This window comes from Streptomyces sp. NPDC127098 (assembly GCF_042722465.1).
Lineage (GTDB): Bacteria > Actinomycetota > Actinomycetes > Streptomycetales > Streptomycetaceae > Streptomyces > Streptomyces millisiae.
This window is the reverse complement of the sequence record NZ_JBHXFJ010000009.1, coordinates 146,951-156,502: the sequence shown is the minus strand read 5'-3', so window position 1 is coordinate 156,502 and position 9,552 is coordinate 146,951. Positions and strand designations below refer to the sequence as shown.

Here is a 9,552-nt window from a genome sequence, read left to right as displayed (position 1 = left end):
GAGAACAATTTGATTCTCGCATTGATCAATCAAAAAATCTGGCATTGACTTCTTGGCACACTGTTGAGTTCTCAAGGAACGGACGCTACCTTCGGTTCCCTTTCGGGCCCCTCCGGGCTTCCCTTCGGTGTTCCCAACTCTACCACGTGTTTCGCGTCCGATTTTCTCGAACTCGGGCTTCGCTGGGAGCGATTGCTTCTCCCGGTCGGAACTTCCTTGTCGGAGTTCCCTTTCCGGGACAGCTCGAAGGACCTTACGGACCGGCCTCAGCGGTGTCAAGTTGAGACCGCTCGCCCCGCCAACGCCCAAGGCAGGGCGGTGGCCTGGATATTTCGGTGGCTCGGGGAGGCGGCGGCTGGCTAGGCTCACGCGGCTCGGTAGGAGAGAGGTGGGAGGGGGCACACCATGGGCACGTCCGGGCTGTACCGGGCGGTTTCCATCAGCAGCTTCAAGCGCTACGCGACGTACCGGGCGGCGACCGCCGCCGGCGTCTTCACCAACACGGTCTTCGGCTTCATCCTCGCCTACACCTTCGTCGCGCTCTGGGACGAACGGCCGGGCCTCGGCGGCTACGACCAGGCGCAGGCGCTGACGTTCGTCTGGGTGGGGCAGGGGCTGATCGGGGCGGTGGCCCTGCTGGGCGGCGGGTTCCACGAGGAGTTGCAGGAGCGGATCCGCACCGGGGACATCGCGATCGACCTCTACCGCCCCGCGGATCTCCAACTGTGGTGGCTGGCCTCGGACCTGGGCCGGGGCGCGTTCCAGCTGCTGGGGCGCGGGATCGGGCCGATGGTCGCGGGGGCGCTGGCCTTCGATCTCGCGCTGCCGGCGAACCCGCTGACGTGGCTGTGGTTCCTGGTGGCCGTGGTGCTCGGGATCACCGTCAGCTTCGCCCTGCGCTATCTGGCGGCGCTCGCGGCGTTCTGGCTGCTCGACGGCTCCGGCATCAACATGGTCTCCACCATCAGCTCCATCTTCTTCTCCGGGATGCTGCTGCCGTTGACCGTCTTCCCCGGCGCGTTCGGCGAGGTGGTGCGGTGGCTGCCGTGGGCGGCGATGCTCCAGGTGCCGGCGGACGTGCTGCTCGGCCGGCACGCCGGCGTCGGGGTCGTCGGGGCCTTCGCGTTCTCGGCGGCCTGGGCGCTGGTGTTGCTGCTGCTGGGGCGGGCGTTGCAGGCGGCGGCGACGCGCAGGGTGGTGGCGCAGGGTGGTTGACGCGTTGCGGGCCTACGGGCTGATCGTGGCGATGTGGGTGCGGTCGACGATGACGTACCGCACGTCGTTCGTGCTGGTGACGTTGGGCAGCGCGGGCATCTCGCTGCTGGACTTCGTCGCCGTGCTGATCATGTTCGCCCATGTGGACGCCCTCGGTGGCTTCACGGTGGGCGAGGTGGGCCTGCTCTACGGGACGTCGAGCCTGTCGCTGTCGTTGGCGCAGCTGGTGATGGGGCCGATGGAGCGGCTCGGGTCGCGGATCAGGGACGGGTCGCTGGACGCGATGCTGGTGCGTCCGGTGCCGCTCTTCCTGCAGGTGGCGGCCGACCGGTTCGCGCTGCGGCGGCTCGGGCGGGCGTTGCAGGGCGGCGGGGTGCTGGTGTGGGCGTTGGCGTCGCTCGAACTCGACTGGTCGCCGGGGCGGGTGCTGCTGCTGGTGATGATGGTGGTCTGTGGTGCGGTGATCTTCGGGGCGCTGTTCACGCTGGGCGGGGTGTTCCAGTTCTGGGCACAGGACGCGTCGGAGGTGCAGGCGGCGTTCACGTACGGGGGGAACGCGCTGTTGCAGTACCCGCCGACGATCTTCGGGCGGGAGCTGGTGCAGGGGGTGACGTTCGTGGTGCCGCTGGCGTTCGTCAACTGGCTGCCGGCGTTGCGGTTGTTGGGGCGGGAGGATCCGTTGGGGCTGCCGGGCTGGGTGGACTTCCTCTCGCCGGTGGTGGCGGCGGTGCTGTGCGGGGTCGCGGCGGTGGCGTGGCGCGCGGGCGTGCGGAGCTATCGGAGTACGGGGAGCTGAGATGACCGAGATGGCCGGGCCGGATGACGTGCTGGTCGAACTCGACGGTGTGGAGAAGGTGTTCCAGGTGCGGCGGCGGGTGGGGCGGCTGCGCAGGACGCGGGAGGAGGTGCGCGCGGTCGACGGGATCTCGTTCCGGGTGGCGCGGGGCGAGATGGTGGGCTACATCGGGCCGAACGGGGCCGGGAAGTCGACCACGATCAAGATGTTGACGGGGATCCTGACGCCGAGCGGGGGCCGGCTGCGGGTGGCGGGGATCGATCCGTCGCGGGAGCGGACGCGTCTGGCGCGGCGGATCGGGGTGGTGTTCGGGCAGCGGACGACACTGTGGTGGGATCTGCCGCTGCGTGACTCGTACGCGTTGGTGCGGCGGATGTACCGGGTGCCCGAGGCGCGGTTCAGGGCGAACCTGGAGCGGTGCGTCGAGCTGCTGGACCTGGGGGCGTTGTTGGACGTTCCGGTGCGGCAGTTGTCGCTCGGGCAGCGGATGCGGGGGGACATCGCGGCGGCGCTGCTGCACGACCCCGAGGTGCTGTACCTGGACGAGCCGACGATCGGGCTCGACGTGATCAGCAAGGCGAAGGTGCGGACGTTCCTGCGGGATCTGAACGTGGAGCGGCGGACGACGGTGTTGCTGACCACCCACGACCTGACCGACATCGAGCAGCTGTGTTCGCGGGTGATGGTGATCGACCACGGTCGGCTGATGTACGACGGGGCGCTCGCGGGCCTGCACGAGGTGGGTGAGAGCGAGCGGACGCTGGTAGTGGACCTGGAGCGTGAGCTGCCGCCGATCGAGGTGGCGGGGGCGCGGACGGTGCGGGTGGAGGGGCCGCGGCAGTGGCTGGCGTTCCCGGCGTCGGCGAGTGCGGCGCCGCTGGTGTCGGCGGTGGCGGCCGGGTATCCGCTGGTCGACCTGTCGGTGCGGGAGCCGGACATCGAGGACGTGATCGCGCGGATGTACGCGCTGGGGTCAACGGGAGCGGAGAGGGTGGGGTAGTCCCCACCCCGGATACGGACGTGTGCACCATCGTGCCGGTGCCCTGCTGAACGGCACTGTTTCTGCGTACCCGACAGAGCAGTGCGAGTTGTTCCAGCAGAGGAGACCGACCGTGGCAACGGCTGTACCGATTCCTTCCGCGGGGCGCGTCGCGGCCCGCGGCGCCGTGGCCGCGCGGGCCGAGGGTGTCGTCAAGGCGTACGGCGCCGGGGAGACGCGGGTGGTGGCGCTCGACCGCGTCACCATCGACGTCCGGCGGGGTGAGTTCACCGCGATCATGGGGCCTTCGGGTTCCGGTAAGTCGACGTTGATGCACTGTCTGGCGGGTCTGGACACGGTGACCGGTGGGCGGATCTGGATCGGGTCGACGGAGATCACGGGTCTGAAGGACAAGAAGCTGACGAAGCTGCGGCGGGACCATATCGGCTTCATCTTCCAGGCGTTCAACCTGCTGCCGACGCTGAACGCGATCGAGAACATCACGCTGCCGATGGACATAGCCGGGCGCAGGCCCGACAAGGACTGGCTGGACCGGGTCGTGTCCACCGTCGGCCTGGCCGACCGTCTCAAGCACCGTCCCAACCAGCTCTCCGGTGGGCAGCAGCAGCGTGTCGCCGTGGCCCGCGCCCTCGCCGCCCGACCCGAGATCATCTTCGGCGACGAACCCACCGGCAACCTCGACTCCCGCGCCGGCGCCGAAGTCCTCGGCTTCCTGCGCCGCTCCGTCGATGACCTCGGCCAGACCATCGTCATGGTCACCCACGACCCCGTGGCGGCGGGGTACGCGGACCGGGTGCTGTACCTGGCGGACGGGCGCGTGGTGGACGACATGGCCGAGCCCACCGCCGAGCTGGTGCTGGACCGCATGCGGCGCTTCGACGCGCGCGGGAGGGTGTCGTGACCGTCCTGCGGATCTCGCTGCGGAGTTTCTTCGCGCACAAGGGCCGAATGGTCCTGTCCGGGATGGCGATCGTGCTGTCGGTGGCGTTCGTCTGCGGCACGCTGGTGTTCACCGGGACGCTGAACTCGACGTTCGACCGCTTCTTCGGATCGCTGACCTCGGACGTCCGGGTGGGGCCGGTGGCGGAGGAGCACGCGCAGGAGACGGGCCGCCCGGACACCATCGCGGCGGACGTGGCCGACCGGGTGCGGGCGGTCGACGGGGTGGCGGCGGCCGACGGCCAGGTGATGACGGAACACCTGACGCTGGTGGACGCCGGGGGCGAGCAGATCGACGGGTCGGGCGGCCCGACGTTCGGCGCCGACTGGGGGCCGGCGATCCAGCGTTCCATGGACCTGGCCGAGGGCCGGGCGCCGTCGGGCCCCGGGGAGGCGCTGCTCGACGCGGACACCGCGGAGCGGCAGGGCGTGGCGATCGGCGACCGGTTGGACATCGTCGCGGTGCCCGGCCGGGTGACGGTCGAGGTGACGGGTCTCGCGTCGTTCCGGGACACCAACCCGGGCGCGGCGTTCGTGCTGCTCGACCCGGCGGCGGCGGCCGAGCGGCTGCTCGGCGCGACGGACGAGATCAGCACGGTCGAGGTGGTGGCCGCGGACGGCGTCTCGGACGACGAGCTGCGGGAGCGGATCGTGGCGGCGCTCGGGGACGGCTTCGACGTGGAGACGCGGGCCGAGGGCGAGCAGGCGCTGCGCGACGAGGTCGGCTTTCTCGGCGTGGTGCGGTACGCGATGCTGGGCTTCGCGGGGATCGCGGTGCTGGTCGGGATCTTCCTGATCGTCAACACCTTCTCCATGCTGGTCGCCCAGCGCACCCGCGAGATCGGCCTGATGCGGGCCATCGGCTCCAGCCGCCGCCAGGTCAACCGCTCGGTGCTGACCGAGGCGCTGCTGCTCGGCGTGGTCGGCTCGGTGCTGGGGATCGGGGCGGGGATCGGCCTGGCGGTCGGCCTGATGGCCTTGATGGACGCGGCGGGCGTCACCATGGACACCTCGCGGCTCACGGTGACGGCCGCGGTGCCGGTGGCGGGGCTCGCGGTGGGCGTGGTGACGACGCTGGTCGCCGCGTGGCTGCCGGCGCGGCGGGCCGGGCGGGTGTCGCCGATGGCGGCGCTGCGGGAGGCCGGCACGCCGGGCGACGCGCGGGCCGGCCGGGTGCGGGCGGCGCTCGGGCTGCTGGTGAGCGGGGCGGGCGCGGCGGCGCTGGTCGCGGCGGCCGGCGCGGACGAGGCGTCCGGGGGCTCCGCGCTGCTTGGGCTCGGGCTGGTGGCGACGCTGGTGGGCGCGGTGGTGGTGGCGCCGTTGCTGGCGAGCGTGGTGGTGCGGGCGGTGAGCGCGGTGGTGCTGCGGGCCTTCGGCCCGGTCGGCCGGATGGCCGGGCGCAACGCGCTGCGCAACCCGCGGCGCACCGGTGCCACGGCGGGCGCGCTGATGATCGGTCTGGCGCTGGTGGGCGGTCTGGGGGTGGTCGGCTCCTCCGTGGTGGCCTCGGCCTCCGACCAGCTCGACCGGTCGGTGGGCGCGGACTTCATCGTCGACTCGTCCTCGTCACAGGCGTTCACGCCGGACGCGGTGCGGGCGGTCCGGGAGACGCCCGGGCTCGCGCACGTGACCGAGCTGACGATGGTGAGCGTGGAGTTGACGACGGCGGACGGGGCGAGCTCGGCTCAGGAGCTGGTGGCGGCCGACCCGACGTACGCGGACGACCTGCGGACCGAGACGCTGTCGGGCGAGCTGGCGGCGGCGTACGAGCCGGACCACCTGTCGGTGCCGGAGTCGTTCGCGACGGAGCACGGTCTCGCCGTGGGCGACGAGCTGACGGCGCGGTTCGTGGGCGGCGAGACGGTGCCGTTGACGCTGGGCGCGGTCACCTCGGAGGACACGGTGCTCGACCAGGGCGCGATGTACCTGGCGCTCGACACGGCACGGGCCCACCTGCCGGCTGAGCGGATGCCGTCGACCACGACGCTGTTCGCCACGGCGGACGACGGCGCGGAGGACGCGGCGTACGCGGCGCTCCAGGAGAGCCTGCGGGAGTTCCCGATGTACGAGGTGAACAACCAGGCCGACTACAAGCAGCTGCTGGAGGACGAGATCGGCGCGCTGCTGAACATCGTCTACGGGCTGCTGGCGCTGGCCATCGTGGTGGCGATCCTGGGCGTGGTGAACACGCTGACGCTGTCGGTGGTGGAGCGCACCAGGGAGATCGGCCTGATGCGGGCCATCGGCCTCTCGCGCCGGCAACTGCGGCGGATGATCCGCCTGGAGTCGGTCGTCATCGCGGTCTTCGGCGCGGTGCTCGGGCTCGGGCTCGGCCTGGCCTGGGGCGTGACGGCGCAGCGGGTGTTGGCGCTCGAGGGCTTCGACGTGCTGGAGATTCCCTGGCCGACGCTCCTGACCGTCCTGGCCGCGTCGGCGGTGGTGGGCCTCGTCGCGGCGCTCCTCCCCGCGTTCCGCGCGGGCCGCCTGCCGGTGCTGCGGGCGATCGCGACGTAACCGGACGTGGCCGTCCTACTCGGCCCGGCCGCAGGACGGGCACGCGCCGCGGGTGGGTGGGGGAAGAACCAGCCGTCAGGCCAGCCACCGCGGAGCGGGGACCCTCAGGCCGGCCCGGCCAGGGCTTGGCTGCGGTCGCGGGCGGCCTCGATCGCCGCGATCAGCGCGGCCCGTACGCCGTGGTTCTCCAGCTCGCGGATCGCGCTGATCGTCGTGCCGCCGGGCGACGTCACCGCCTCCCGCAGCGTCACCGGGTGTTCGCCGCTGTCCCGCAGCATCACCGACGCGCCGATCGCGGCCTGGACGATCAGCTCGTGCGCCTTGTCGCGCGGCAGGCCGAGCAGGATGCCGGCGTCCGTCATGGCCTCGACGAGGTAGTAGAAGTAGGCGGGGCCCGAGCCGGAGAGCGCGGTCGCCGCGTCCTGCTGGGACTCGGGGAGCCGCATGGTGCGGCCGACGCCGCCGAAGATCTCCTCCGCGTGCGCCAGGTCGGCGTCGGTCGCGTGGCGGCCGGCGGAGATCACCGACATGGCCTCGTCGACGAGGGCCGGGGTGTTGGGCATGACGCGGACCACGGCCGTGCCCTCGCTCAGCCGGGACTCCACGAAGGCCGTGGTGATGCCGGCGGCGGCGGAGATGACGAGGCGGTCGGCGGTGGCGTGCGGGGCCAGTTCGTCGAGCAGGGCGCCCATGTCCTGCGGCTTGACGGCCAGGATGAGGGTGTCGGCCGTCTTGGCGGCCTCGGCGGTGTCGACGACCTCGATGCCGTGGCGCTCGCGCAGCGCCGCGGCGCGCTCGGGGCGGCGGACCGTGGCCAGCAGGGTGGCCGGCGGGCGGCCGGACCGCAGCAGGCCGCCGAGGAGCGCCTCGCCGATCTTGCCGGCGCCCAGGACCGCGATCTTGTGGGTGATGGTGCTCATACCGCTCATCCTCGCACCCGGGCCACCGTCAGGCGGACGGTGTAGCTCTCCGTGACCTCGCCTTCCGGGAACTCCCGTTCGAGGAGTGCGCGTTCGTCGTCGATCACCGCCCTGGAGGCCTCCGGGCCGAGGACGGCGAAGAAGGAGTGGGTGGCGAGGTTGGCGAGGTGCGCGGCGAGCGGCAGGTCGCGGCTCCAGCCAACCTCGCGGTAGTGGGTGGTGAGGGCCGGGTCGAGGTCGGCGAGGATGCCGGGCGCTTCGGCGGAGATGTCGCCGCGGTGGTAGCCGGTGAGACGCGCGCGCAGCCGGCGTTCCTGGTCGCGCTGCCAGGGGACGGTCCGGTCCGGCACGTTCCACCACAGGGCGAGCGCGCCGCCGGGGCGCAGCACCCGGCGGGCCTCGGGGACGGCCCGGGTGGGGTCGGTCCAGTGGAACGCCTGGGCGTAGGTGACCAGGTCGAACGCGCCGGCGGTGAACGGCAGCGCGTTGCCGTCGGCGCGCACCAGGCGGACGGCCGGGAGGCGGGCGCGGAGCTGTCCTGCCATGCCGGGCCCCGGCTCGGCGGCGGTGACGGTGGCGCCGCGCCGCAGCATGGGGCGGGTGCCGAGGCCGGTGCCGGCTCCGACGTCGAGGACGCGGGCGCCAGCGAGCGGGCGGTCGGCGAGCTCCTCGATCGCGTCGTAGAGGGTGGCCGGGTAGTCGGGGCGGGCGGTCGCGTACTCGGCGGCGACGCTGTTGAAGGAGGTGGCGAACTCGCGGGAGCCGAATCCGGGGTGGGTGCTCATGGTCCGGTGTTTCCCGTTCAGTCGAGCTCGCGCATCATCCGCTCCATCGACGCGACCGAGCGGCGGGTCTCGGTCAGTTCGTCGGTGTAGCGGCGGAGTATCTCGGTGTTGTCCTCCAGCAGTTCGGCGTACTTGCGGGCGAGCCGCTTGTACTCGTCCTCGCGGCCGGCGAGCATGCGGGCGCGCCAGCTGGCGGCGACCTGCCAGACGACGACGATCATCAGCGCGAAGATCCCGGCCGTGCCGAGTCCCGCGGCCCAGACGCCGGCCGGGTCGTCGGCCAGGGTCACCGGTGAGTCGTTCACTGTGCTTCCTCTTCCTCTTTCCGCTTCGCCGACTCCGGCTCCTCCTCCGGTCGCAGGGACTCGGCGGCGTCGGTGATGGTCCGCGGGGTCAGTTCGTAGAGGAACGGGGCGACCTCGAAGTACCGCATGGCCTTGCCGTCCTCGGACAGTTCGAGGGTGCCGGTGACGAGGCCGGCGGCCTCGAGCCGCTGCAGGTGCATGTGGAGCAGCGGGCGGCTCATGCCGATCTCGCGGGCCAGGCGGCTGACGTAGTTCCGCTCGGCGGTGAGCGCGGCGATGATCCGCATCCGCTGGGGGTGGCCGAGGGCGGACAGCACCTTGAGCAGCCGCTCGCCGGCCGGCGTCGGGTCGTTCATCGAGAGGTCCTCTCGCCGTTCCCGCTGTGCGGCGCCCAGCCTCTCAGCGCGACGACCACCTGTCAATCAAAACTGACACATGTCAGGACCACCCCTGAGAGCGTCTCGGGGTCAGCGGCGGCGCCGTCCCTGACCGCGGCGGGCCGGGTTGCCGGAGCGCTTGACGGTCAGCCGCCGGTGCCGCTCCAGCGCCGCCTCGTGGTCGGCGCGCAGCAGCCCCTCGCCCGGCGCCTCGACGAGCGAGCGCAGCGCGTAGGCCAGCAGCACGCCGACGAAGCCGACGAACGTGATGCTGCGGAACGCCGACTCGTCGACGGCGTCGACGCGGCGCGGCCTGGTGTAGCCGGCCCAGGCCCGGGTGAAGGCGATCGCGGTGCACAGCAGCAGCGCCAGCAGCACGAGCGAGCTCAGCCAGGTGGGGGATCCGGCGGCGACTCCGGCGTAGAGGATCCACAGCGCCAGCGCGCCGGCCACCGTCAGCAGGGCCGCGGCGGCGGTGAGCAGCACGCGGCGCGGCGCGTAGCCGCGTGACCTGTCGACCCAGCGGGTGCCGTAGAAGCGGATCGGCTCCGGCAGCGGGGCGTCGGCTTCGCGGTCGGTGACGGACGATGAGGGCTTGGGGGCAGAAGTGGACATGCGGTCGATTATGGCCGCAGCCGGGTGGCTGCCGCCGGGCCTGTCCCCGGCAGCGCGGCCCGGGGGGCGTCGCGAGCTCGCGAAGG

At 72.3% G+C, this 9,552-nt stretch carries 10 protein-coding genes; 5 read left to right on the top strand and 5 right to left on the bottom strand.

Annotated elements, in window-relative coordinates:
• Positions 1 to 405 precede the first annotated feature (405 nt).
• From ACFWI8_RS09225 to ACFWI8_RS09205, 5 genes are all read left to right on the top strand, one after another.
• A complete protein-coding gene (locus ACFWI8_RS09225) occupies positions 406 to 1,215 on the top strand; it encodes an ABC transporter permease (protein WP_387087561.1) in 810 nt (269 codons plus the stop codon).
• Positions 1,216 to 1,246: 31 nt separating this feature from the next.
• On the top strand, positions 1,247 to 2,011 hold the full coding sequence (locus ACFWI8_RS09220; protein ID WP_387087581.1) for an ABC transporter permease: 765 nt from the start codon (positions 1,247 to 1,249) through the stop codon (positions 2,009 to 2,011).
• 1 nt (position 2,012) lies between these two features.
• On the top strand, positions 2,013 to 3,011 hold the full coding sequence (locus ACFWI8_RS09215) for an ATP-binding cassette domain-containing protein (protein ID WP_387087559.1): 999 nt from the start codon (positions 2,013 to 2,015) through the stop codon (positions 3,009 to 3,011).
• A gap of 130 nt (positions 3,012 to 3,141) precedes the next feature.
• The gene (locus ACFWI8_RS09210) at positions 3,142 to 3,912 is read left to right on the top strand and encodes an ABC transporter ATP-binding protein (protein WP_387087579.1); all 771 of its coding nucleotides are present in this window, start codon (positions 3,142 to 3,144) and stop codon (positions 3,910 to 3,912) included.
• Positions 3,909 to 6,464 (top strand): ABC transporter permease, encoded by a 2,556-nt coding sequence (locus ACFWI8_RS09205; RefSeq protein WP_387087557.1) that lies wholly within the window; start codon positions 3,909 to 3,911, stop codon positions 6,462 to 6,464. Before ACFWI8_RS09210 ends, ACFWI8_RS09205 begins: the two co-directional genes overlap by 4 nt.
• Before the next feature lie 104 nt (positions 6,465 to 6,568).
• On the opposite strand, the gene proC is transcribed toward ACFWI8_RS09205, so the two are convergent.
• From proC to ACFWI8_RS09180, 5 genes are all read right to left on the bottom strand, one after another.
• Positions 6,569 to 7,375 carry a pyrroline-5-carboxylate reductase gene (gene proC / locus ACFWI8_RS09200; RefSeq protein WP_387087577.1) on the bottom strand — a complete coding sequence of 269 codons (807 nt, stop codon included), beginning with the start codon at positions 7,373 to 7,375 and terminating at the stop codon, positions 6,569 to 6,571.
• A 14-nt stretch (positions 7,376 to 7,389) separates the two neighbouring features.
• Complete coding sequence (locus tag ACFWI8_RS09195) at positions 7,390 to 8,169, bottom strand: class I SAM-dependent methyltransferase (RefSeq protein WP_387087555.1); 780 nt, start codon at positions 8,167 to 8,169, stop codon at positions 7,390 to 7,392.
• A 17-nt stretch (positions 8,170 to 8,186) separates the two neighbouring features.
• Complete coding sequence (locus ACFWI8_RS09190) at positions 8,187 to 8,474, bottom strand: hypothetical protein (protein WP_387087553.1); 288 nt, start codon at positions 8,472 to 8,474, stop codon at positions 8,187 to 8,189.
• A complete protein-coding gene (locus tag ACFWI8_RS09185; RefSeq protein WP_387087551.1) occupies positions 8,471 to 8,830 on the bottom strand; it encodes an ArsR/SmtB family transcription factor in 360 nt (119 codons plus the stop codon). Before ACFWI8_RS09185 ends, ACFWI8_RS09190 begins: the two co-directional genes overlap by 4 nt.
• A 111-nt stretch (positions 8,831 to 8,941) precedes the next feature.
• Entirely contained in the window at positions 8,942 to 9,466 is a 525-nt protein-coding gene (locus tag ACFWI8_RS09180) for a hypothetical protein (RefSeq protein ID WP_387087549.1), read from the bottom strand.
• Positions 9,467 to 9,552 lie beyond the last annotated feature (86 nt).